Origin of the sequence: Actinopolymorpha sp. B11F2 (assembly GCF_040195635.1) — a bacterium.
Classification (GTDB): domain Bacteria; phylum Actinomycetota; class Actinomycetes; order Propionibacteriales; family Actinopolymorphaceae; genus Thermasporomyces.
The window spans coordinates 202,800-225,134 of the sequence record NZ_JBEFTX010000002.1 but is presented as its reverse complement, the minus strand read 5'-3'; the positions used below and the strand labels follow the sequence as shown (position 1 = coordinate 225,134).

Annotated in this window: 21 protein-coding genes; 11 read left to right on the top strand and 10 right to left on the bottom strand. The window is 70.2% G+C overall.

Translation table 11 applies throughout. The annotated features are described in order from the left end of the window. Positions 1-402: 402 nt before the first annotated feature. The 4 genes from eno to ABN034_RS04895 form a co-directional block, all read right to left on the bottom strand. Positions 403-1,701 (bottom strand): phosphopyruvate hydratase, encoded by a 1,299-nt coding sequence (gene eno / locus ABN034_RS04910; RefSeq protein ID WP_349689775.1) that lies wholly within the window; start codon positions 1,699-1,701, stop codon positions 403-405. Between the two features lie 192 nt (positions 1,702-1,893). Next, positions 1,894-3,075, bottom strand: a complete 1,182-nt coding sequence (locus ABN034_RS04905; protein ID WP_349689774.1) for a nucleoside triphosphate pyrophosphohydrolase — start codon at positions 3,073-3,075, stop codon at positions 1,894-1,896. A 148-nt stretch (positions 3,076-3,223) separates the two neighbouring features. Then, positions 3,224-3,865, bottom strand: coding sequence for a SurA N-terminal domain-containing protein (locus tag ABN034_RS04900; RefSeq protein ID WP_349689773.1), 642 nt, complete (start codon positions 3,863-3,865; stop codon positions 3,224-3,226). Positions 3,866-4,058: 193 nt separating this feature from the next. After that, positions 4,059-4,430, bottom strand: a complete 372-nt coding sequence (locus ABN034_RS04895; RefSeq protein ID WP_349689772.1) for an ArsR/SmtB family transcription factor — start codon at positions 4,428-4,430, stop codon at positions 4,059-4,061. 355 nt (positions 4,431-4,785) lie between these two features. Between ABN034_RS04895 and ABN034_RS04890 the strand changes: the two genes are divergently transcribed. Then, positions 4,786-5,361 carry a TMEM165/GDT1 family protein gene (locus tag ABN034_RS04890; RefSeq protein ID WP_349689771.1) on the top strand — a complete coding sequence of 192 codons (576 nt, stop codon included), beginning with the start codon at positions 4,786-4,788 and terminating at the stop codon, positions 5,359-5,361. Between the two features lie 138 nt (positions 5,362-5,499). Here ABN034_RS04890 and ABN034_RS04885 read toward each other — a convergent pair whose 3' ends face one another. Continuing rightward, a complete protein-coding gene (locus ABN034_RS04885; RefSeq protein ID WP_349689770.1) occupies positions 5,500-6,330 on the bottom strand; it encodes an aldo/keto reductase in 831 nt (276 codons plus the stop codon). A gap of 131 nt (positions 6,331-6,461) precedes the next feature. Here ABN034_RS04885 and ABN034_RS04880 point away from each other — a divergent pair, with 131 nt between their 5' ends. Further along, positions 6,462-6,989, top strand: a complete 528-nt coding sequence (locus ABN034_RS04880) for a GNAT family N-acetyltransferase (protein ID WP_349689769.1) — start codon at positions 6,462-6,464, stop codon at positions 6,987-6,989. Here the strand turns inward: ABN034_RS04880 and ABN034_RS04875 are convergent. Continuing rightward, a complete protein-coding gene (locus ABN034_RS04875; RefSeq protein ID WP_349689768.1) occupies positions 6,980-8,206 on the bottom strand; it encodes a CAP domain-containing protein in 1,227 nt (408 codons plus the stop codon). The genes ABN034_RS04880 and ABN034_RS04875 overlap by 10 nt on opposite strands. Positions 8,207-8,677: 471 nt before the next feature. Between ABN034_RS04875 and ABN034_RS04870 the strand changes: the two genes are divergently transcribed. After that, positions 8,678-9,166, top strand: coding sequence for a hypothetical protein (locus ABN034_RS04870; RefSeq protein WP_349689767.1), 489 nt, complete (start codon positions 8,678-8,680; stop codon positions 9,164-9,166). A 362-nt stretch (positions 9,167-9,528) separates the two neighbouring features. Here the strand turns inward: ABN034_RS04870 and mfd are convergent, their stop codons facing one another. Further along, entirely contained in the window at positions 9,529-13,182 is a 3,654-nt protein-coding gene (gene mfd, locus ABN034_RS04865; protein WP_349690053.1) for a transcription-repair coupling factor, read from the bottom strand. Between the two features lie 427 nt (positions 13,183-13,609). On the opposite strand from mfd, the gene ABN034_RS04860 reads away from it, so the two are divergent. From ABN034_RS04860 to ABN034_RS04825, 8 genes are all read left to right on the top strand, one after another. Then, a complete protein-coding gene (locus ABN034_RS04860) occupies positions 13,610-14,548 on the top strand; it encodes a hypothetical protein (protein WP_349689766.1) in 939 nt (312 codons plus the stop codon). Further along, complete coding sequence (locus ABN034_RS04855; protein ID WP_349325459.1) at positions 14,532-15,092, top strand: RNA polymerase sigma factor; 561 nt, start codon at positions 14,532-14,534, stop codon at positions 15,090-15,092. Before ABN034_RS04860 ends, ABN034_RS04855 begins: the two co-directional genes overlap by 17 nt. Further along, entirely contained in the window at positions 15,089-15,403 is a 315-nt protein-coding gene (locus tag ABN034_RS04850) for a hypothetical protein (protein ID WP_349689765.1), read from the top strand. Before ABN034_RS04855 ends, ABN034_RS04850 begins: the two co-directional genes overlap by 4 nt. Continuing rightward, positions 15,400-16,530 carry an ABC transporter ATP-binding protein gene (locus tag ABN034_RS04845; RefSeq protein WP_349689764.1) on the top strand — a complete coding sequence of 377 codons (1,131 nt, stop codon included), beginning with the start codon at positions 15,400-15,402 and terminating at the stop codon, positions 16,528-16,530. Before ABN034_RS04850 ends, ABN034_RS04845 begins: the two co-directional genes overlap by 4 nt. Further along, entirely contained in the window at positions 16,527-17,351 is an 825-nt protein-coding gene (locus ABN034_RS04840; RefSeq protein ID WP_349689763.1) for an ABC transporter permease, read from the top strand. The genes ABN034_RS04845 and ABN034_RS04840 overlap by 4 nt, the downstream gene beginning before the upstream one ends. Before the next feature lie 10 nt (positions 17,352-17,361). Next, positions 17,362-18,156 (top strand): ABC transporter permease, encoded by a 795-nt coding sequence (locus ABN034_RS04835; protein ID WP_349689762.1) that lies wholly within the window; start codon positions 17,362-17,364, stop codon positions 18,154-18,156. 193 nt (positions 18,157-18,349) lie between these two features. Next, on the top strand, positions 18,350-18,718 hold the full coding sequence (locus tag ABN034_RS04830; RefSeq protein ID WP_349689761.1) for a YciI family protein: 369 nt from the start codon (positions 18,350-18,352) through the stop codon (positions 18,716-18,718). A 68-nt stretch (positions 18,719-18,786) separates the two neighbouring features. Then, the gene (locus ABN034_RS04825) at positions 18,787-20,058 is read left to right on the top strand and encodes an RNA polymerase sigma factor (protein ID WP_349689760.1); all 1,272 of its coding nucleotides are present in this window, start codon (positions 18,787-18,789) and stop codon (positions 20,056-20,058) included. A gap of 1 nt (position 20,059) precedes the next feature. On the opposite strand, the gene ABN034_RS04820 is transcribed toward ABN034_RS04825, so the two are convergent. The 3 genes from ABN034_RS04820 to ABN034_RS04810 all read right to left on the bottom strand — a co-directional run bounded on the left by ABN034_RS04820 (position 20,060) and on the right by ABN034_RS04810 (position 22,252). After that, positions 20,060-20,788: a class I SAM-dependent DNA methyltransferase gene (locus ABN034_RS04820; protein ID WP_349689759.1), complete on the bottom strand. Its 729-nt coding sequence runs from the start codon at positions 20,786-20,788 to the stop codon at positions 20,060-20,062. Positions 20,789-20,885: 97 nt separating this feature from the next. Continuing rightward, positions 20,886-21,803, bottom strand: coding sequence for a sulfotransferase family protein (locus ABN034_RS04815; protein ID WP_349689758.1), 918 nt, complete (start codon positions 21,801-21,803; stop codon positions 20,886-20,888). Beyond that, entirely contained in the window at positions 21,800-22,252 is a 453-nt protein-coding gene (locus ABN034_RS04810; protein WP_349689757.1) for an AMIN-like domain-containing (lipo)protein, read from the bottom strand. The genes ABN034_RS04815 and ABN034_RS04810 overlap by 4 nt, the downstream gene beginning before the upstream one ends. Positions 22,253-22,335 lie beyond the last annotated feature (83 nt).

The window sequence follows — 22,335 nt, the reverse complement described above, 5'->3', positions numbered from 1 at the left end:
TCCTGTCCGTCTCGACGGTGTGTCGGCGGCTTCCGCGTCCTTCCGCTGCTGCCGGTCGCCACCACGACCCGCCGCCGGTCGCCCGCCGGTCGGCCGGGCGGGTCCGCGACCGGCCCGATCAGCGCCGGCCTCAGCACGACCTGGACTGCCCGGGGCGCTCGCCCGCCGCGGTGCGCGAGCCGGACCGGTGCCGCCCCGCGCGCCGCGTCCCGGCGAGGCAGGGGTGCGACGACCGCGGCGCGGCCCACCGCCACCCGGTCGGGGACCACGGTCCCTGCGCCCCTCGCCCACGAGACCTCCGCCCCTTCTGTCAGTGCGTACCGCCCGTGCCTGACCCGTCAACGCTGACCCGTCAACGCTGGCCCGTCGCCACGAGCTGCGAGACCCGGCAGCAGAGCGAGGTCAGCTGTCCTCTGCCCCCGCGAACCTCGGGAAGGCCAGCCGCCCGGCGTACCGCGCGGCGTCGTCCAGCTCCTCCTCGATCCGCAGCAGCTGGTTGTACTTCGCCACCCGCTCGCTCCGCGCCGGCGCGCCGGTCTTGATCTGGCCGGAGTTCGTCGCGACTACCAGGTCGGCGATCGTGATGTCCTCGGTCTCGCCGGACCGGTGACTGATCATCGTCGTGAACCCGGACCGGTGCGCCATTTCCACCGCGTCGAGCGTCTCGGTCAGCGTGCCGATCTGGTTGACCTTGATGAGGACGGAGTTGGCGGAGCTCTCCACGATCCCTCGGGCGATCCGTTCCGGGTTGGTGACGAAGAGGTCGTCGCCGACGAGCTGCACCTTGGCGCCCACCGCCCGGGTGAGTTCGCCCCACCCTGCCCAGTCGTCCTCGGCCAGCGGGTCCTCGAGGGAGACGAGGGGGTACGCAGCGAGCAGCTCGGAGTAGTACGCCGCCATCTCCGCGGCCGACCTCTCCCCGCCCTCGAAGACGTACTTCGCCTTCTCCGCGTCGTAGAACTCCGTCGCCGCCGCGTCGATCGCCACCGCGATGTCGGAGCCGAAGGAGAAACCCGCCTTCTCGACCGCCTGACCGATCAGGTCGAGCGCTGCGCGGTTCGACGGCAGGTTGGGCGCGAAGCCGCCCTCGTCGCCGAGTCCGGTCGACAGTCCCTGCCCCTTGAGCACGGACTTCAGCGCATGGTAGGTCTCGGCGCCCCAGCGCAGCGCCTCCGCGAAGGTCGCCGCGCCGATCGGCGCGATCATGAACTCCTGGAAGTCGACGTCGTTGTCCGCGTGCGCACCGCCGTTGACGATGTTGAGCATGGGCACCGGCAGCAGGTGGGCGTTCGGGCCGCCGATGTAGCGGAAGAGCGGCAGATCGGCCGAGTCGGCCGCCGCGCGCGCGACCGCGAGCGAGACGCCGAGCAGCGCATTGGCGCCGAGCCGGGCCTTGTTGGGGGTGCCGTCGAGGTCGAGCAGCCGAGCGTCGACCAACCGCTGCTCGCTCGCTTCGTAGCCGACCAGCTCCGGGGCGATCTCGTCGACGATGCCGGTCACGGCCCGCTCGACGCCCTTGCCGGCGTAACGCGCCTCATCACCGTCGCGCAGTTCGACCGCCTCGAACGCACCGGTCGACGCGCCTGACGGGACCGCCGCCCGCGCGATGGTGCCGTCGTCGAGACCAACCTCGACCTCGACGGTGGGGTTGCCACGCGAGTCCAGAATCTCGCGGGCGGTCACGGCATCGATCGTGGCCACGTGGGTTCCTCCAGGTACGTCCTGATTGCGGTACGGATGTGAGCGCTCGCGCCCCCGGTGCTGCGCTACTGGATTGACGGGCTCGAGCCTAACGGCGCCACCTCGAGGCTGGACGAACCGACCCGCACCATCACCGCTTCGAAGCCGCATCGCGCACGGGCTCGCACACGGGCAGTTGCGCCAACCCGCCCGCTATGGCCCGGGGGCGTCGCCGCCTCCAGCGCCTTCGGAAGCCTCGCCCGACCCTGCTGCCGGCGGCGTTTCAGCAACTTCGACGGCCGCGACGAACCGGCGGCAGGCGTCCCGCAACGCCTGCTCGGGATCGACACCGGCCACCCGTGCCTGCTCGACAAGTGCGAACAGCAGCTCGCCCAGCCGTTCGGCGGTGAGCGGCTCCCCGGTCGCCTCGGCTGCTGTGACGCGCGGGCCCTGAATGGCCAGCCCGGTTCGTTGCGTACGTCCGAGGAGCTTGTCGGCCAGCGTCAGGGCCGGCAGGGCGAGGGGGACGCCCTCCACCGCGGAGGTACGCCGCTTCTCCTCGGCCTTGAGCTGGTCCCAGACGTTCTCGATCTCGGCGACATCGCCAGGGCCGGTTTCTCGCCGCGCCTCGCCGAACACGTGCGGGTTCCGGCGGATCAGCTTCTCCACCAGGTCACCGGCCACGTCGTCGATCGTCCACGTCTCCCCACGCTCGCCGTCGTCGGCCCCGTCCTCGCCCGCGGCGCCCTCCTCGGCTAGGCGGGCGTGGAACACCACCTGGAACAGCAGGTCGCCGAGTTCCTCCCGCAGGTGCGTACGGTTACCCGTCTCGATCGCCTCGACGGTTTCGTACGACTCCTCGACGAGATAGCGGACGAGCGACCGGTGGGTCTGTTCCCGCACCCACGGGCAGTGGGCGCGCAGCTGGTCCATGACGGCGACCAGGTCGAGGAGCCGAGCACCGGGCAGGTCGTACGACGCAGGAACGACCTCGAGCTCAGGCCCGACCGAGGCGCCCGCGTCGGCGCGTTCGGCGAGCAGGTGGGCGAGCGCGCGCCCGAGCTCGCCGGCACCGTCGTCAGGCGCCAGCCAAACCAGCTCGACTCCGGACGCGGCCTCGTCGAGGAGCCAGCGGGCGAGCGCCGGGGCCGACGCGGCCGCGGCGGGCACCGGGTCGCCGGCCCCATGTGCAGGGACGAATGCGTGCTCCACCGCGATCCCGGCGGCCAGCAGCGGTGCGCCCTGCGGATGGTCCGGATCGTCGGTGAGTACGCGGTCGGCCCGGCGCAGCCGCTCCCAGGCCGGCCAGGACAACAGGCCCGGCGCCACCCGCGGGCTGGTCAGCAGCAGCGTGAGACGTCCCGCCGGTGTCGGATCGGAACCTTCAGCCGTCACGATGCAGCCGTCCCGATGCAGGCGTCGCAGTCACTGGCGTCGCAGTCACGGGCGTCGCAGTCACTGGCGTCACAGTCACGGGCGTCACAGTCACGGGCGTCACAGTCACGGGCGTCACAGTCACGGGGCCCGTTTCGTCATCCGCTGGTCAGGGCCCGGCCGGCGGGAGCTGCGGCTGCTCCGTCTCGCTGGGTTCGACCAGCTGGCCACCCGGCAGCAGCTGCGCGCCGTCCCACCTGCCGTATCTCGGATTGACCGTCACACCGACCTCACGCGAGGTGCGGCGCATCTGCTCGCCGAGCAGCTGGTCGGCCTTGGCCTGGTCAGCCTGGCTCGCCGGCGTCTTGCCGAGCAGGTTGGCGTTGAGCTCGCGGCGAAGCGCCACCCACCGGGCGAACTCCTCGCGCATGTCGCCGGGGATGAACACCTGCTGGGCCCGGATCTCGTCCTCCACCTTGTCGATGTCGGCCCGACTGGCCGTGACACCGAGCCGGTCGGCGGTCTCCGTGATCAGGCTGTCGTTGATCAGCTGCTGGAGGAGGGCGCGCTGGTTCTCGGCGAGCTCGGCCGTGCTCGGGTTGACCTGCCCGCCCGGAACATCGCTGGCGCGTGCCGAGTGGTCGAGGATCTCCTCGAGCTGCTTCTGCAGGAACGACACCGAGATGGTTTCGCCGCCGACCTGAGCCGCCGCGCTGGGGTTGGACAGCGATCCGCAGCCGGTGAGCGTGAGTCCGGCGGCGACGACAGCGGCAAGTACGGTGAGTCGAGGAGTACGCCTCAGGGCGAGCACGGGACCTCATTTCTGGCGGGCACGTCTTCGCGGCGGAGCACGTCCTGCCCAGCCGTCCCGGCCGGGCGCCGACTTGGCTCCGCCCCGGTCGGGCGGGCGCTGGCGGTGCGTTTCGTGTCGGCTGACGCCGCACCCGATCGTACGCAGGGCGGCGTCCGTAGCGCCCGGAGGGGTTGACCGGAAGCCGGCGGAATCAGCGCCCCGGGCGCCGACTCGGGTGGGTCGGGGTCGGCGGGTCGGGCGCGAGAGACCCGTCTGGCGCGATGTGGGAGAAGATCTGGTCGACGAGGGTGAGCACGTGCGGGTCTTCCACGGCATAGATGTGTCGGCGGCCATCCTTGCGGGCGGTGACCAGACCGGCCAGCCGGAGTTTCGCCAGATGCTGGCTCACGGCCGCCACGGTGGCACCGGTGTGCTCGGCGAGGGTTCCCACGTCGTACTCGTGGCGGGCCAACAGCCAGACCAGGTGCAGCCGGGTCGGCGCCGAGAGCAGGTCGAACGTGTCCGCGGCGGCCCTGAGCTGAGGCCCGGTCGGATCGGTCGAACGCCCCGCCTGATCAGTCATCGCACCACCTGCGTGGTCATGGTGCGCTGAATTCTTCCGTACGCCGGGACGACCCCGTTCGCGGGCCGGAACGATCACGCCGCCTCGAACGGCGCGAAGTAGTTCTCTCATTTGCGCAACTGATTGACAATCAGCGGCTGGCCGGGCACCCTTGAGCCTGCGAAGGGGAGTAGCCCTCAACACCGTGGTCGACACACTGGCGTCGCGCACCGCGAGCGATGCCCGGCCCGGCGGCCTTCCACCAAGGCGGGCGAGACCTTCGACCCAAGGCGATGTCGCCGGGTCGAGGTCACGCAACCCCTCGATCCGGCGGTACGACCAGACCGCTGAAGCATCGAGGAGTGGCACCGCCGGCATGGACGCTCTCGTCACCAGTTTCGCCATCGGCTTCGCCGTGATCTTCGTCGCCGAGCTCGGCGACAAGTCCCAGCTGATGGCCATGCTCTTCGCGACCCGCTACCGCCCCGCACCGGTGCTCGCGGGCATCTGCATCGCCACCACGGCGGTCCACGCGGTCTCCGTCGGAGTCGGACACGGACTCGGTGCCGCGCTGCCGGCGACCTGGATCTCCCTGGTCGCCGGCCTCGCGTTCCTCGGCTTCGCGGCGTGGACACTGCGTGGCGACGTCCTGCACGAGTCCGACCAGGCCCGCACCCGCCGGACCGGGCGGTCCGCGGTCATCGCCGTGACCACAGCCTTCTTCCTCGCCGAACTCGGCGACAAGACGATGCTCGCCACGGTCACCCTCGCCACCCAGCACCAGTGGTTCGGGATCTGGGTGGGCTCCACCGTCGGCATGGTCATCGCCGACGCGATCGCCATCGCGATCGGCCACCACCTCGCCTTACGCCTGCCTGAGCGGGTGATCCGCTACTCCGCAGCGGCACTGTTCACCCTGGGCGGTCTCTGGCTGCTCATCAGTGCGGCCTAGATGGCCAATTCCAAGGAGGCGCCCGTGGAGTCAGCCGACTCCCCTTGGAATTGGCCATGTAGCTGTGGCGTCGTAGGAATGGCGGCGTAGAAAGGATCGCGCGGACGCCTTGCACGCGCGCCGGCGCCCTTCAGACGCTCAGGCCCCGAACACGTCCGGGTCGGGTCCGGTCCGCTCACCCCTGTCCAGGGCGGTGATGGCGGCCACGTCGTCTGAGCTGAGCTCGAAGTCGAACACGGCGAAGTTCTCCGCGATCCGCGACGGGGTGACGGACTTCGGGATGACGACGTTCCCCAGCTGTAGATGCCACCGCAGGATCACCTGCGCCGGCGTCCTGCCGTAGCGCTCCGCCAGTCCGGTGATCACCGGGTCGGCGAGGACGGTGCCGCCCTGCGCGAGCGGGCTCCACGCCTCGGTGCGGATGTCGTACTTCGCGTCGAACTCCCGCATGTCGGCCTGCACGAGATAGGGATGCAGCTCGATCTGGTTGACGGTCGGGACCGTGCCGGTCTCGTCGAAGAGCCGCTGCAGGTGCGACGCCTGGAAGTTCGACACCCCGATGGCCTTGATCCTCCCGTCGGCGTACAGCTTCTCGAACGCCCGCCAGGTGTCGACGTACTTGTCCTGGCCCGCCGCCGGCCAGTGGATCAGGTACAGGTCGACGTAGCCCAGCCGCAGCTTGCGCAGGCTCTCCTCGAACGCCACCATCGTCGAGTCGTACCCCTGCTCGGCGTTCCACAGCTTCGTGGTGACGAACAGGTCCTCACGGGGAACGTCGCACTCGGCGATCGCCTGCCCCGTCCCCTCCTCGTTGCCGTAGATCGCGGCGGTGTCGATGCTGCGGTAGCCCACCTCGATGGCAGTCTTCACGGCGGCCACGGCGTCGACGTTCGGGACCTGCCAGACGCCGAAGCCGAGCTGCGGGATCTGCACACCGTTGTTCAGGGTCAGTCGGGGGACGGTGGACATGGACGAGTGAACCTCCACGAAGAGACGGTGCCCGGTGGTGGGCTGGTCGCAAGCAGACATCAGACCATACGGGCCGTTGAACGCCCACCGCTCCCGTGGACCGCCGGTCCGCCGAGCTAGATTGGGCGGCCGTGGACGTCCGTACGCTCGCCTATGACCATCCCCATGCCACGACCCTGATCGACGAGCTCCAGCGGTGGTACGTCGAGTGGTACGGCGACACCGACAAGACCCCGGTCGATCCGGCGGAGTTCCAGCCGCCGAGCGGCCTCTTCCTCGTGGGCTACCTCGACGGTCGCCCCGCCGGGTGCGGAGGGTGGCGGATCCGGGATACGCGAGATCCGGACCTGTGCGACGGGGACGCCGAGATCAAGAGGATGTACGTCGTACCGTCGGCGCGTGGTCGTGGACACTCCCGCACGCTGCTGGCCGGGATCGAACGCACCGCCCGCGCGGCCGGCGTCAGACGCCTCGTCCTGGAGACGGGCGCGCTCCAGCCGGAGGCGATCGGGCTCTACGAGTCGAGCGGCTACGCGCCGATCGGCACGTTCGGACTCCATCGCGACGAACCGCTGAGTCGCTGCTTCGCGAAGGTCCTCACGGCCGCCAGTAACCCAGATCGCCGCGACGACCCCTCCGATCGGCTGAGTCAGCGGTAGCCGAAGTTCTGCGTCGCCCAGGGCCCGCGCTCGTTCCCGAAGTAGACGCCGACCCCGATGGCCTCGAACCGGCAGTTGAGGATGTTCTCCCGGTGACCCCGACTGTCCATCCAGGCGTCGACGACCGACTCGGGCGTGGGGTAGCCCATCGCGATGTTCTCACCGCCCGGAGCGTCGTATCCCGCGGCCCGCATGCGGTCCCAGGGCGTGGTGCCTTCGGGCGACGTGTGGTCGAAGTACCCACGCTCGGCCATGTCCTTCGAGTGCCCCCGGGCAGCGGTACGCAGCCGGTCGTCCGTGCGTAGCGGCCCGCACCCTTCCTCGGCCCGCTCGACGTTGGTGAGGCGGACGACCTCGTTCTCGTACGTCGCCTGCTTCGACGGTGGTGGGGCAGGTGCCTCAGTCTGCGTGGGCGACGGTTTCGGCGACGGCTTGCGCTCAGGCGGGGCTGTGGTGCGCTTCGGCTCCGGCGCCTCGGTCCTGGTCGGTCGCGGCGTGGGAGTCGGCGTCCTCGAGGGCTTCCGGGTAGCGGTCGGTGTGGGGGTGGCGGTCGCGGTGGCCGTCGGCGTGGCCGAGGCAGTCTTTGACGGTACGCGGGCCTCTCGAGCACGGCCGCGGTCTCCCACGGAGTCCGGGTTCTCGGTAGCGGTGCGTGACTGCCGTTGCTGGGAGACGAGGTACCACCCCGTCGTCGACACCACGCCGACCATGCCGACGACAGCGACCGTCACGGCGGCGACCAACGCCCCGCGCCGCGGCCTCTTGCGGCGATGACGGTGATGGTTCGCACCGTCGCGGTTCTCGGCGTCGGTGTCGGCGTCGTCCGGCTCCCAGTAGGGCGGGGGGTCGCGGTCGTCTGGTGCGTCCCACAGGTGCTCGTCGTTCTGCCACGCGGGGGATCGGGCTGGGAGCTGCCACTGAGTGCGGTCGTCCAGCTCGGCGTCGTCCCACCCCGGGGCCTCGTCCGACGAACGCCACGTTGCTCGAGGCGGGTCGTGCGGTGACTCCCACGGTTGCCGGTCGCTCGGCGCGCTCCAGCCCGGATCCAGGTCGTCCGGGACGCCCCACCCGGCCAGTCGTCGGGGCGGCCACCCGCCCCGATCGGCGCCCTGGCCGCTTCGAGGATCGTCGGCAGCCGCCTGGTTGCTCAGCTCTTCCCAGGACCGGGGCTCACCGGACTGTCCCCGATCCCACGCCGGTCGCGGCTCGTCCCACACCGGTCGCGGCTGGTCCCACGAGGGCCGGCTGTCTGCCTGCGGTTGGTCCCACGAGGGGCCGCTACTGGGTCGCGGCGGCCACGTGGGTGGTTCCTCCGGCCGCGGTGGTGACCACTCCGGCCGGTCGACGGGCGACGGAGGCTGCGACCATCCTGCGCCACCGGCCGCACGCCACTGCGGTTCCGGGTCGTTCCCGCGTCCTCCCCCGTACGGCCGGCCGGTCGGCGGTGGCCAGGTCCGCCGGCCATCGCCGTCGGGTTGGTGGCTGTCGCGTGGATGCTCGGGTGGCATGGACACTCCCCTTTCCCGCCACCCGCCGCGCGTGGAAAGAGCCGCGGCCGGGCGCATCTCTGGCGCCGGGCCGCGGCCCTGTCCTACGGCAGCGGCAGTTCTATCGGTAACGGAAGGTCGGGCAATGGAAGATCGGGCAACGGCAACGGCAGGCCAGATGTCGGCGACGGACTCGGCGTCGTGGGGTCTGGCTCAGACGTCTCACTCGGCGTGGGCGCCGGAGTGGTGGGGTCGGGCGAGTTCGTCGTGGGCGACGGCGACGACGTGGGCTCCGACGTCGGCTCCTTTGTCGGCGTGATCGTCGGTGTCGACCGCGGCAACGTCCGGCGCGCGGCCTCTTCCTCTGCCTCCGGCAACGTCCGTGCCGGCGACGGTCGCGGTGCCGGCGACGAGGTCGCATCGGCGGTGGCCGTCTGGTTGCCCGGAGTGGCCGAGTCGGGCGCGCCAAGCCAGTTCTGCTCGCTGCTGGTCAACCGGGTCGTGTCACTCGTGTCGGAGGGTACGCCGGCGCCCCGGGACAGGCTGGAACTCGCCGGGGCGTCGAGCGACCCGGCAGCGGTGGGCGCCTGCCCTTGGGGAAGAAAGAGGAACCACCCGGCTCCGGCGGCCGCGGCACCGATTCCCAGGACTCCGACCGCAGCGGCGGCCACGGGGAGTGCACGGCGTTGACTCTGCGGTTGCCCGCCCTGGTCGGACTGGCGGTGCGTCGTGACTGCTGTGGATCGGCTCGGCTGGCTGACCTGGCGCCGCTGGCGACGGGAACCGCGGTGGCGGCCGGGCCGTGACGACCCCAGGTCGTCGCGGGACGAGCCACCGTTGGTCGGTGACGAATCGGGCAGCATAGGCACTCCCGGTGGTCAGCGGATATTCGACGGGTCTCCCCGCACACAGCCCAAAGCTGCCGTTACCCTAGCCGATCGCCCATGTGGCCCATCTGATAACAGTCGGTGATTAATAGCCCTGGGATCACCAACCTTGCGGTCGCCCGTGCCCTTACGCATCTCTGCTCGGCAGGGTGCGTACGGGGGCCGTCAGGCGGGTGTCGACGACGAGGTGCTCGGTGCCCGGGAGTCGAGCACGACGGCCTCGATGAGATCGCGGGCCCAGCGCAACAGCTCGAGATCACGCAGCGGCTGGCCGCCGATCGGTGCCGTCGCCGGTCGCGGCACAAGGATGGTCCTGACCTGCCGTTTCACCACCGTGCGGGGATAGAGCCGGTTCAACCGCAGCTCCTGGCTCTCCCGCAGTTCCACCGGCGCGAACCGGATCTGGTTGCCCTGCAACGTGATGTCGGTGAGGCCGGCCTCCCTGGCGAGCAGCCGGAACCTCGCGACCTCGAGAAGGTTCTCCACCGGCTTCGGCATGATCGCGCCGTAGCGGTCGACGAGCTCCTCCGCCACCTGCTCCACTTCGTCGAGGCTGCGGACCGCCGCGAGCCGTTGGTACATCTCCAGCCGCAGCCGCTGGCTGTCGACGTAGTCGTGCGGCAGGTGCGCGTCGATCGGCAGCTCGACCTTGACCTCGGCGTCCTCCACGGCCCCTTCGCCGCGGAAGTCGGCCACCGCCTCGCCGACCAGGCGTACGTAGAGATCGAAACCGACGTCGGCGATGTGACCGGACTGCTCGCCGCCGAGCAGGTTGCCCGCACCGCGGATCTCGAGGTCCTTCATCGCCACGGCCATGCCAGCGCCGAGCTCGGTGTTCTGTGCCAGCGTGGCGAGCCGCTCATGCGCGGTCTCGGTCAGCGGCTTCTCCGGCGGATAGAGGAAGTACGCGTAGGCCCGCTCCCGCCCGCGACCCACCCGGCCGCGCATCTGGTGCAGCTGCGAGAGGCCGAAGAGATCCGAGCGCTCCATGATGAGGGTGTTGGCGTTGGAGATGTCGAGGCCCGCTTCGACGATCGTGGTGCAGACGAGCACGTCGGCGCGCTTCTCCCAGAAGTCGACCATCACCTGTTCGAGCTGGTGCTCGCGCATCTGGCCATGCCCGACGACGACGCGGGCCTCGGGTACCAGCTGACGGATCCGGGCCGCCGCCTTCTCGATCGTGTTCACCCGGTTGTGGACGAAGAACACCTGTCCCTCGCGGAGCAGCTCGCGCCGGATCGCCGCGACCACCTGGCGTTCGTCGTAGCCACCCACGAACGTCAACACCGGGTGGCGTTCCTCCGGCGGCGTCATGATGGTCGACATCTCGCGGATGCCGGTGATCGCCATCTCGAGCGTGCGCGGGATCGGGGTCGCCGACATCGTGAGGACGTCGACGCTCGCCCGCAACGCCTTCAGCTTCTCCTTGTGCTCGACGCCGAACCGCTGTTCCTCGTCGACGACGATCAGGCCGACGTCCTTGAACGACACCTCGTTGCCGAGCAGGCGGTGCGTACCGATCACGACGTCGATCGCGCCGGTCGCGATACCGGTCAGGGTCTCCTTCGCTTCGCGGTCGGTCTGGAACCGCGACAGCGCGCGCACCGTCACCGGGAACGGCGCGAACCGCTCCGCGAACGTGGAGTAGTGCTGCTGGACGAGCAGAGTGGTGGGCACGAGGATCGCCACCTGCTTGCCGTCCTGCACCGCCTTGAACGCCGCGCGCACGGCGATCTCGGTCTTGCCGTAGCCGACGTCGCCACAGATCAACCGGTCCATCGGGATCGACTTCTCCATGTCCTGCTTCACGTCGTCGATGGTGCCGAGCTGGTCGGGGGTCTCGACATAGGGGAACGCGTCCTCCAGCTCACGCTGCCAGGGCGAGTCGGGACCGAACGCGTGACCCTTCGTCGCCTGCCGAGCGGCGTAGAGCTTGATCAGCTCGGCGGCGATCTCCTTGACGGCGCGGCGTGCGCGACCCTTGCGCTTGGCCCAGTCCGAGCCGCCCATCTTGTCCAGGCTCGGTTGCTCGCCGCCGACGTAGCGGGTCACCAGGTCGAGCTGGTCGGTGGGGACGAACAGCCGATCGCCGGGGTGGCCGCGCTTGGAGGGTGCGTACTCGATCACGAGGTACTCGCGCGTGGTGCGCTGCTGGCCGGTGCCGACCGTGCGTTCCATCATCTCGACGTACCGGCCGACCCCGTGCTGGTCGTGGACGACGTAGTCGCCGGGACTCAGTTCCAGGGGGTCGATCGTGCGGCGGCGGCGCGTGGGCATGCGACGCATGTCCTTGGTGGACGCGCCCCCTCGACCCAGCAGGTCGGCCTCGGCCAGGACGGCGAGCCGCGCCTCGGGTGCGACGAAACCGTGGTCGACCCGGCCGCGGGTGACGTGCACGAGCGACGGCTCGGGAAGCTGCTCGAGGTGCTCGTCGAGCCGGGCGGGCAGGTCCTGGCCACGGAGGACCTCCACCAGGCGCTCCGCCGGACCGTGCCCCTCGGTGACGAAGACGACCCGCCAGCCGTCGGCGATCCACCGGCGTACGTCGGTGATCATCGCGTCGGTGTTGCCGTGGTAGGCGTCGGCCGCCTGCGCGCTGACCGTGCGCGACTCGACCGCTCCCAGCTCGACGTCGACGTCGACCTGCACCAACTCGCCGGCTTCGGTACGCAGCGGTGCGGCGGGCGTCGCGTTGTCGGGTTCGGCCGCGAACGGTGACAGGCTCCACCAGGCGAGCCCGGCGGCGAGAGCGTGCCGGCGTACGTCTGCGAGGCTGCGGTAGGCGGCGGCGCCCAGGTCGATCGGCGCCTCTCCCCCGCCGGCGGCGGCGGCCCAGCTGGCGTCGAGGAACTCCTGGCTCGTCGCCACCAGGTCGTGGGACCGGCTGCGGACCCGCTCGGGATCGCACACGACCGTGTGCGTGCCGGCGGGCATCAGGTCGAGGAGCAGTTCCATCTCGTCGACCAGGACGGGGGCCAGCGACTCCATCCCTTCGACCGCGTGCCCGTGCGCGAGCTTCTCGAACAGCTCCGCGAGCTCCGGATGCGCGACGGCGAGCTTGGCCGCCCGCTCGCGGACGTCGGCGGTGAGCAGCAGCTCGCGACATGGGGGTGCGTAGAGCCCGTGGTCGGCGGTGCCGAGCGACCGCTGGTCGGCCACCTTGAACGACCGGATCTCCTCGATCTCGTCGCCGAAGAACTCCACCCGCAACGGATGTTCCTCGGTCGGTGGGAACACGTCGACGATCCCGCCCCGCACCGCGAACTCGCCGCGCCTCTCCACCAGGTCGACGCGGTGGTAGGCGGCCGCGGCCAACCGGCGTACGACCTCGTCGAGGTCACGCTCCTCGCCCACGTGGAGCGACACCGGCTCGAGGTCGGCCAGGCCCTTGACCTGCGGCTGCAACACGCTGCGCACCGGCGCGACGACGACCTTGGGTCGTGGGTTCTCCTCGTCGGGGTGGACCAGCCGGCGCAGCACCGCGAGCCGCCGGCCCACCGTGTCCGAGCGCGGCGAGAGCCGCTCGTGCGGAAGCGTTTCCCAGGCCGGGTAGTAGGCCACCGCGCTGTCGTCGCCGAGCAGACTCTGCAACGTGGCGGTGAGATCCTCGGCCTCGCGTCCGGTCGCGGTGACCGCGAGGACGGGGCGGGCCGCGCCACCGGTGTCGGTCGGCGCGGCGAGGGCGGCCACCGCGAACGGCTGCACCGCCTTGGGCGCGGTGAGGTCGAGTGGTGCCGCCGCACTCGCCCGTGCCGCTTCGACCGCGGCCGCGATCGCGGGGTCGGCGACGACGAGTTCGATGAGTCCGGTGAGGCCCATGGATCCCTTCCAGGAACAGAAGTGGTGGCCCGCGACGGCCATGTCGAGGACAGTGACAAAGGCGACGGGGCAACACGAACGCCCCGATTCGCAGTGCGGACCGGGGTGAAGTACCAAGACTAACGCGCCCGTCCGACAACCCCCGCGCGAACGTCACCTCCCCGGTGATCACGACGGCGATCATGATCGTGATCATGAGGACCTTTGCCGGTCTATGGCCGACTTCTCCTTCATGATCATGGGCTTCACCGGTCATAACAGGTCCGGCGGACGGTGATCCCGGCCGGATCGATCGCAGAAATCGGCAGCGATTTCCCAACACCTGCGCGGTCCGTCCGTCTTCCTCTTGCGTACGACGAATTCCTTGCGTACGACACGTTCCTTGCGTACGACGCTCTGGGGAGCAGACGGTGAAGGGAAGACGGCCATGACAGACCTGCAGGCGACCGGAGTGGTGGAGAACGTCCCGGTCCTCGACCTCTCGCACACGACCTGGGAAGAGGACCTGGCCGGCATCGACCGGATCGCGAACGTCGGCGCCGTCGTGGTGCCGGAGAACCTCGCCCACGCACTCGCCCGGATCTCGATGCAGAACGTCGGCGCGGTCGTACCAGTCCCCACCGGCGCACACGTGCGGGTCCACACCGGCACGATGACGCTCGGCGGCGACGCCCTCGCCGACCCGGGCGGCGACAACGAGGTCCTCGTGGTGATAGGCGGGCTGCTCATCACCAGTCCCCTCACCCGGATCGGCTACCGCGAGGTCATCGTCATCGGCACGGTCCTCGCGCCCCGGGGAAGCGAGTCGGTTCTCGGCGCCGGCCTGACTCGGATGACGGGGATGGTCCACTACTACCGGTACGCCGAGGGGCAGCAGCTCAGACCGCTCACCGGCCAGCAGACCCTGAGCGGGAGCACCCTCGCCAACCAGGGCGGGTCACCCGATGACGTTCTCGTCGTCACCGGACAGACGATCGTCACCGGGCAGGTCACCGCGGTTGGCTTCCAGCAGATCTACTACACCGGAGAGGTGATCGTCCCACGCGACAGCGAGTCCGTGCTGGCGCCACTGCTCGCCGGAGCCGGCCAGCTGGTGTGGTACGACGGGTCGCCACGGTGCTTCCTCGGCGACGAGACGTTCGGCCGAGGGTTCTTCGAGCTCGTCGACGAGCCGCTCGGGCTCCTGCTGGTCGGGTCGTTCCGGATCGACGACGACGTACCCGCCGGCCTGCTCCGGGACAAGGTCACCTCGATCAGCCTGGTCGGCTCGCTCGCGGCGCCGAAAGAACTGATCCCGGTCGTCCAGCTGCTGGCGACCGCCAAGTACGGCGACATCTCGGTGGCCGGGGATGACACGGAGCACTGAAGCCGAGGAGTCCTTCACCGAGATCTTCGAGGCGTACCACGCGAGCGTGCACGCCTACCTGCTCGGCCGGATTGGCGACCGCGAGCTGGGCCGCGACCTGTTGCAGGAGACGTTCCTGCGGGTGTGGCGGCGGTTCGACGAGGTGCGGGCACTGCCACCCCAGCGGCGGCAGGCGTGGATCTTCACGGTGGCCCGCAACCTGGTGACCGACTCCTACCGCGCGCGGGCCACCCGGGAAGCGACGGCCCGGACGCTGGCCGACCACATGGTGCCGACGACCGGCGCGGCCGCCGCCGACCCACCCGCCGCACACGTGGAGAGGAACGAGCTGATGAACGACGTGATGACAGCTGTCCGGACGCTGCCCGAAGAGGCCCGGGTGATCCTCGCGATGCACGCCGTCGGCGAGCTGACCAGCGCCCAGATCGGCGAGGCGTTGGGCCAGCCCGCCGGGACGATCCGCTACAAGCTGGCCAGAGCCCGGCAGGCGCTCGCGAAGGCGCTCGGGCTCAACACCCTCAGTCTTGAGGAGGTACGACGATGAACGAAGCTTCACCACTCGACGACCTGCTGGCTGTCTGGTCGAGCGCGCTCCGGCTGCGGCCCGCGGAGCTGGAGGAGATCCGGCAGGCCATCCTCGCCGACCCCTACGGAGCGTCGGCCCACGGCCCGACGTCCACGTCACCACCCACGCATGTGTCCACGCCGGCGTCAGACCCAACGCCTCCGCCGACCGCGCCGGGAGCGCTGCCGACGTCGTGGTGGCAGACGTTCGCCGTCCAGGTCGCCGGTGTTGTCGTCCAGGCGAACCGTCCGCCCGCTCTCGCGGGCCTCCTCGGGGGAACCGTCTCATGACCGATGCCATCGACACCGACCGCGACACCCGTCGCTGCACTGACCGCGACACCGACCGCGACACCCGCCTGCACACCGCCGGATCCGGCGTGGACATGGCAACGAGCGCGGCCGACGACCTCAGCATCGTCGCCCACGACCTGCGCCGTACGTACCGCAAACGCAAGGGCTGGTTCCGCTCCGGCGAGGTCGTCGAGGCCGTGCGCGGCATCAGTTTCGGCGTACCTCGCGGGACGATCTTCGGCATGGTCGGCCCCAATGGTGCCGGCAAGACCACGACGATCAAGATGCTCTCGACGATGCTCATCCCCACGTCTGGATCGGCGACCATCGGCGGGTTGGACGTCGTACGCCAGGAGACCGCCGTACGCCGCCAGCTCGGCGTCCTCTTCGGTGGTGACAAGGGGCTCTACAACCAGCTGTCCGGGCGGGAGAACCTGCGCTACGCGGGCCGCCTCTACGGCATGGACGACCGGGCGATCGCGGCCAGGTCCGAGGAGTTGCTCGCCCGGGTCAGGCTCACCGACCGCGCCGCGGAGCGGGTCGAGAGCTACTCGCGGGGCATGAAGCAACGTCTGCACATCGCGAAGACCCTGCTCCACGAGCCCGCGGTGGTGATCCTCGACGAGCCGACGATCGGGCTGGATCCTTCGGCGGCGATCGACGTACGCCAGCTGATCGCCGACCTCGCTGGCGAGCACACGATCCTGCTCACCACCCACGACATGTACGAAGCGGACCTGCTCTGCCGTGAGCTCGCCATCGTCGACCGCGGCATCATCGTCGCCAGCGGGACACCGGCCGCCCTGAAGGCGCAGGCGAAGGTCGACCGCCGGGTGGTCGTCACGCTGACCGAACGGTCGGGACGCCGGGCGGCGGGCGAGGTGATCGACCGGTTGCGGGAGCTCACTCCGGTGACACAGGTCCAGCACGACCCTGGAGCCGCCGGCGCCGGCGCCGCCACCACCCTGACGCTGCGCTGCATTGACACCACCGCCGCCCTCGACCAGGCACTCGCCGTCCTTCGCGAGGGCGGAGCCGAAGTGCGCACGATCGACATCCGCGAACCGTCGCTCGAGGACGCCTTCCTCTGCGCCACCGGCCGAGAGTTCGAGGAGAACTCATGAACGGGGACACACCGGTCGGGCGGTTCCGCGCCGACTGGCGACTGTTGTGGGCCACGGTGCGGGTCTTCCTGCTGCGGTGGGCGTCCAACCCGATCATGCTGGTCCGCGCACCGCTGATGCCGCTCCTGCTGCTGGTCAGCTTCACGGTCGCCTACCAGGTCTCGGGACAGGAAGCCGTGCAGCGCCAGGACGTCGTGGGCTTCCTCGTCGTCGGCATACTGGCCACGTTGGCCTGGAACTCGACGGTCTGGGGAAGCGGTCACGCGCTCCAGTGGGAGATCCACGCCGGCACCATCGCCTCGGTGATCGCCGCGCCCACCCGCACAATGCCCGTCGTCCTCGGCTACGGCATCGGCAACATCACCTGGGACATCACCGGATTTGCCTCCTGCATCGGCGCGGGTGCGCTACTCGGCGCAAGGTTCGAGGTGGCCGACCCGATCGGCGCGCTGGTGTCCCTGGTGGCTGTCTACGCGAGTTCGCTGTGCATCGGCCTCGGGTTCGCCGGACTGTTCATCCTGTCCAGACAGGCGAACGCGATGTCGAACTTCCTGCAGGCCCCGATCTGGCTGCTGGCCGGTTTCTTCGTACCGCGGACCGCGTTGCCCGACTGGCTCGAACCCGTCTCCGCCGCCATCCCGCTGGCGCACGCCGTCGACGCCCTGCGCGCCACCACGCTGGCCGGCCGGTCGCTCGCCGAGGTCGGCGGTGCGCTCCTGGCCGCGGCCGCCACCAGCGCGGTGTTCCTCCTCGCCGGCGGCTGGTCCCTGCGCCGGGTGGACCACGCCATGCGCCGCCGCGGCAACCTCGACCTGCTGTGAGGAGCCTCCCGTGACTGCCCTCCCCTCCCCGATCCGGATCGTGGCGGCGTCGGCGTACGCGGCCGGCCGGACGAAGATCCAGACCGCCGGGCCGGTGCCGTACGTCCTCGTCTGGATGACGCTGCCGGTCTTCACCCTGCTCATCGTCGGCCTCATCTACCGCCACGACCGTGAGCTGCGGGACTACGCCATCGTCGGCGGTGCCTGCCTCGCCCTGCTCTTCGGCATGCTCTTCAGCGCCGGCGAGATCCTGGACGACGAACGCCAGCGCGGCACCCTCGGCAACCTCTTCCTCGCACCGTGCTCCCGCTACGCCTGGCTCGGCGGCTTCCAGCTCTTCGCCGTCCTCGAGTCGCTCGCGACGGCGGCTCTGACGTTCACGACCGGTGCGGTCGTCTTCGGTCTCACGGTCGACATCGCGCCGCTCACCCTGCTGGTGACCCTCGTGTTCTTCATCTGCTGCATGTGGGGTGTCTCCATGATGGTCGGCGCGATCGGCGTCGCCATCCGGAACGCCAACCAGCTGTCCAACCTGCTCTTCGTCCCGATCCTGATGGTGGGCGGCACGATGTACCCGATCGCCCTGATGCCGGACTGGCTGCGGATTCCCGCCCGTTTCCTCCCGTTCGGATACGGCATCCAGGCACTGGTCGACGCGACGACGAAGGGCGCCTCGGCCGCCGATCTGTGGCGGGAGCTGGTGCCGCTCGCCGGCTTCGCGGTGGTGCTGCCGTTGCTCGGCGTCACTGCGTTCAGGCAGGTCGAACGACTCGCCCGCCGCCGCGGGGCCCTCGACCTCACCTGACCAGGGTCCCGCCGCCGAGGGTGGACCATGATCATGCGCGGCAAACCGGGCGGTAGCTCGTCCACAAGGGCCCGGCAACCCATGCATGATCATGACAACTTGCCTGATGGAATGTCGTGGAGAGGGTCGCCCGCTCCGACCACCCTGTGAGGCCGCGCCCGTCCCGGGCCGCGCCGAACCGTGAGGAGCCGCCATGAAGTACCTGCTGATCATGCATGTCAACCCCAAGATCTTCGACGCCCTGACCGAGGCGGAACGCGACGAGATCATGAACGGTCACGGCGAGTTCATGAAGACCATCCAAGAGTCCGGCGAAATGATCAGCACCCACGCGCTGGCCGATCCGTCGAACACCTCGGTGGTGAGCACGCGCGGCGGCGTGCCAGCAGTCACCGACGGCCCCTACCTGGAGGCCAAGGAGTACATGGGCGGCTACTACCTCGTCGACTGCGAGACCAAGGAACGCGCGGTCGAGCTCGCCGGCATGATCCCCGACACCAAGGTCGAAGGGCTAGCCGTGGAAGTGCGTCCCGTGATGTTCTCCGCCGGGTCGGACATGTGAGCCCACGCAGGATTGTGCGCCCCAGCGGGATCAAGGGCACAGTCAGGCATGTGAGCACGGGCTGCGACGTGAGGACGCGGACGGACGAGTCGATCGAGGACCTGCTGCGCCGGTGCGCGCCGCACGTCCTCGGCCTGCTCATCCGGCGGCACGGGCAGTTCGACGCCTGCGAGGACGCCGTGCAGGATGCTCTTCTCGCCGCTGCCGTCCAGTGGCCGGAGCAGGGCGTACCCTCCGATCCGCGCGCCTGGCTGCTCACCGTCGCCGGTCGGCGGCTGACCGACCAGTGGCGCAGCGACAGCGCCCGCCGACGGCGCGAGGACGCAGTGGCCGCCCAGGTGCCGGCACACGAGATGGTTCTCCCCGGCCCAGGCGACGAGCGCGCGGCGCAGGACGACGACACGCTCACCCTGCTGTTCCTGTGCTGCCATCCGGCCGTGTCCGAGCCGGCGCAGGTCGCCCTCACCCTGCGGGCGGTCGGTGGCCTGCGTACGGCCGAGATCGCCCACGCCTTCCTCGTTCCCGAGGCCACCATGGCGCAGCGGATCAGCCGGGCCAAGCAGCGCATCAAGGCCAGCGGCGCCGGCTTCGGACTGCCGCCCGAGCCCGAACGGTCCGATCGGCTCCGCGTGGTTCTCCACGTGCTGTACCTGATCTTCAACGAGGGCTACACCGCCACCTCCGGCCCCGAACTGGCGCGCAGTGGGCTGACCGACGAGGCGATTCGACTGACCAGGCAGGTCCACCGGCTGCTCCCCGACGACGGCGAGGTCGCCGGACTGCTCGCCCTGATGCTGCTCACCGATGCCCGGCGTACGGCACGGACCACCGCCGACGGCGCGATGGTGCCGCTCGCGGAACAGGACCGCGGCAGATGGGACCGAAAACTCCTCGAGGAGGGCGTCGCCCTCATCAGCGCCACCCTCGCCCGGTCATCGCTCGGTGCGTACCAGCTGCAGGCAGCCATCGCCGCGGTCCACGCCGAAGCGCGGAGTACGCAGGAGACGGACTGGCGCCAGATCCTCATCCTCTACAAGATCCTGGACCGCATCTCGCCCAACCCCATGGCGACGCTGAACCGCGCCGTGGCCACGGCGATGGTGGAAGGGCCGCAGGCGGGGCTCGACCTGCTCGCCACCCTCGACGCCGACAAGCGCGTCGCCGGCCACTACCGCATCGACGCCGTACGCGGGCACCTGCTGGAACTCGCCGGCGATCCAGCCGCCGCCCGGTCGAGCTACCAGGCGGCTGCGCGCGGCACGATCAGCCTTCCGGAGCAGCGTTACCTCGAAGCCAAGGCCGCCCGGCTTCGCGCGAGCGACGATCCGGGGTCCGGTTGAGCTACCGGCGGCGGTAGACGCTGACGTGCAGCTTGCTGTCGGCGGTGAACGGCTGCCTGTCCCACCCGCCCCACCGCTCGGCGAGGCGGAGCCCCGCGATCCGCGCCATCAGGTCCATCTCGGGTGGCCAGATGAGCCGACACACGATCGGCCCGAACCGGATGCCCTTCTCGGACAGCGTGACATGGTTCTCCTCCAGCAGCTGGGTCACCGGGTCATAGCGGCAGACGTCCAGCCCCACGCTGTCCGTGCCGACCCATTCCGGCCGGACGTACTCGTGCTGGGCGGTCCACGCGCTCGGGACGGCCGCCTCCACCACGAACGCCCCGTCGTCGGCAAGGTGGCGGGCGGCGTTCTCGAAACACCGGACCTGGTCGTCCTGCGTCAGCAGATTGAAGAGGGAGTTGAAGACGAGGTAGACCAACGAGTGCGTGCCGGGGACCCGCTCCAAGGACATGTCGCCGACCGTGACGTGCAGGGCGTCGCCGCCAGGCTTCGACCGCAGCTGGTCCACCATGGCGCGGGACAGCTCGATGCCGGCCACGCTGACACCCTGCTCGGCGAGCGGAAGCGCTATCCGTCCGGTGCCGATCGCGAACTCCAACACGCGACCACCCCCGGCGACCTCGGCGAGGAACCGGCAGGCAGCCTGCTCGTCTCCTCGGAGCGAGTTGTCGTACCTGCTGGCCACGTCGGGCCCGAAGCTCGTCGCCGGATCGAATCCGTCCATGCCGCCAAGCATTGTCCGCACGCCGACGCGACACCAACGAGTTTCCCCATGCCCCGCCGACGACGAGGACCGGCCCGCCGCGAGCGCCGGCGCCGGGTCAGCGACGCCAGGCGGGAGTGTGACCCAGGACCTTGGCGAGCTGTTCGTCGTAGGGCAGGAAGTAGTCCGCGAGCTGCTTGCGTACCGGCTCCGGCATCGGTTCGCTCGGCCGGGCGTTGTGGTGACCGAACGCCGACGGCAGCCAGGACGGCAGGCCGAGGAAGTCGAGCACGTCGTCGTAGGTCGACGCGGGGTTGGCGAAGAACTCCTCGCTCTCGATCACGTGTACGCACTCGCGCCCGAAGAGGTCGATCGCGGCCTGGAGGTGCTCGACGTAACGCCCGCGGGCGACATAGGCATGATGGCGGTGGGCATCGCTCTGGTAGCCGTGGTCCGACGCCAGGCGCTCGACCTCCCCGGCCAGTCGCTCCGGCTCGAGTTCGAGGGCGCGTTCGAACGACTCGGTCTCGAAACCGCGCGCGAGACCATGCTTGTAGGCCGACCAGGCACGCTCTATCGGGTCACGGACCATGACGATGAGCCGTACCCCGGGCAGGTCGCGCGCGATCCGCGGCAGCGCCAACGGGTGGTAGAGGTAGTAACCGCAGGACTCCATGGCCTGCGGCTCGCCCGATCCCACCGACCAGTTGCCGGCCCGGCGCCTGGCGGTGGAGAGCAGCGGGAAGTGCGCGCGGTACCACGCCGGGCCGCGGTCGTAGTTGAGGTCGAAGTAGTTGACGCCCTTGTGGAGTACAGGTCCGGCGACCACGGGGTGAGCGATGAGCGCCCGGTGCAACGAGGTGGTGCCGCAGCGCTGGCCTCCCACGATCAAGAAGCTGGGAACCAGCCGACCGCCGGACGTGTAACGCCCGAACGTGCGGGTCACCGCCCGACCGGACCGCTTCACCCAGGGCGGCGCCACCGCCCGCAGACCCCCATCCGAACCCCCGGCACCCCGCGGACTCGTCTCGCTCACCTCGTGCGCACCTCCACGACCAGTCGAGTCGGGTTGAACAGTTGCTTCGCGCGGAACGGGGCCCTGCGGTCGAGGCCCACTCCGAAGGTCAGGCTGCCGCCCAGGTTGCGGGCCAGGAGGACCTCCTTGACCTGCGGCTGCTCGGGGGTGAGGTCGGGACGCACCGCCAACCGGTTCTTGGTGTTGGGGTTGGTCAGGCTGAACTCCACCTCGAGCAAGGCGTTGCCAGACAACGGAAGTGGCTCGTCTTCGGGATGGGCCCGGAGAGCGTCAATGTAGCCCACCCGGAACTTCGGCAGGACCTTGGTATCGGCGAAGGTGAAGGTCACCGTCTCCACGCCTTCGGCCGTGTCCGCCTCGAGGCCGACGAGCCGGGCCGACGCGTCGCTCTTGTTGCCGACCGGCGACTCGGCGAACGCGCCATCGTTCCCGGTCGACACCGAACGCACGCCCTCTCCGCCGCCAGTACCAGCTGCCTGTCCCGGCCCGCCGGCAGCTCCGCCGTCGCCCCATAATCCGATGAGCGAACACG

Bases quoted from the DNA above. Each gene is read 5' to 3' on its own strand.
- ABN034_RS04895 (WP_349689772.1), bottom strand. From the start codon at position 4,430: ATGACTGATCAGGCGGGGCGTTCGACCGATCCGACCGGGCCTCAGCTC.
- ABN034_RS04890 (WP_349689771.1), top strand. From the start codon at position 4,786: ATGGACGCTCTCGTCACCAGTTTCGCCATCGGCTTCGCCGTGATCTTC.
- ABN034_RS04885 (WP_349689770.1), bottom strand. From the start codon at position 6,330: ATGTCCACCGTCCCCCGACTGACCCTGAACAACGGTGTGCAGATCCCG.
- mfd (WP_349690053.1), bottom strand. From the start codon at position 13,182: ATGGGCCTCACCGGACTCATCGAACTCGTCGTCGCCGACCCCGCGATC.
- ABN034_RS04860 (WP_349689766.1), top strand. From the start codon at position 13,610: ATGACAGACCTGCAGGCGACCGGAGTGGTGGAGAACGTCCCGGTCCTC.
- ABN034_RS04855 (WP_349325459.1), top strand. From the start codon at position 14,532: ATGACACGGAGCACTGAAGCCGAGGAGTCCTTCACCGAGATCTTCGAG.
- ABN034_RS04850 (WP_349689765.1), top strand. From the start codon at position 15,089: ATGAACGAAGCTTCACCACTCGACGACCTGCTGGCTGTCTGGTCGAGC.
- ABN034_RS04845 (WP_349689764.1), top strand. From the start codon at position 15,400: ATGACCGATGCCATCGACACCGACCGCGACACCCGTCGCTGCACTGAC.
- ABN034_RS04840 (WP_349689763.1), top strand. From the start codon at position 16,527: ATGAACGGGGACACACCGGTCGGGCGGTTCCGCGCCGACTGGCGACTG.
- ABN034_RS04830 (WP_349689761.1), top strand. From the start codon at position 18,350: ATGAAGTACCTGCTGATCATGCATGTCAACCCCAAGATCTTCGACGCC.
- ABN034_RS04820 (WP_349689759.1), bottom strand. From the start codon at position 20,788: ATGGACGGATTCGATCCGGCGACGAGCTTCGGGCCCGACGTGGCCAGC.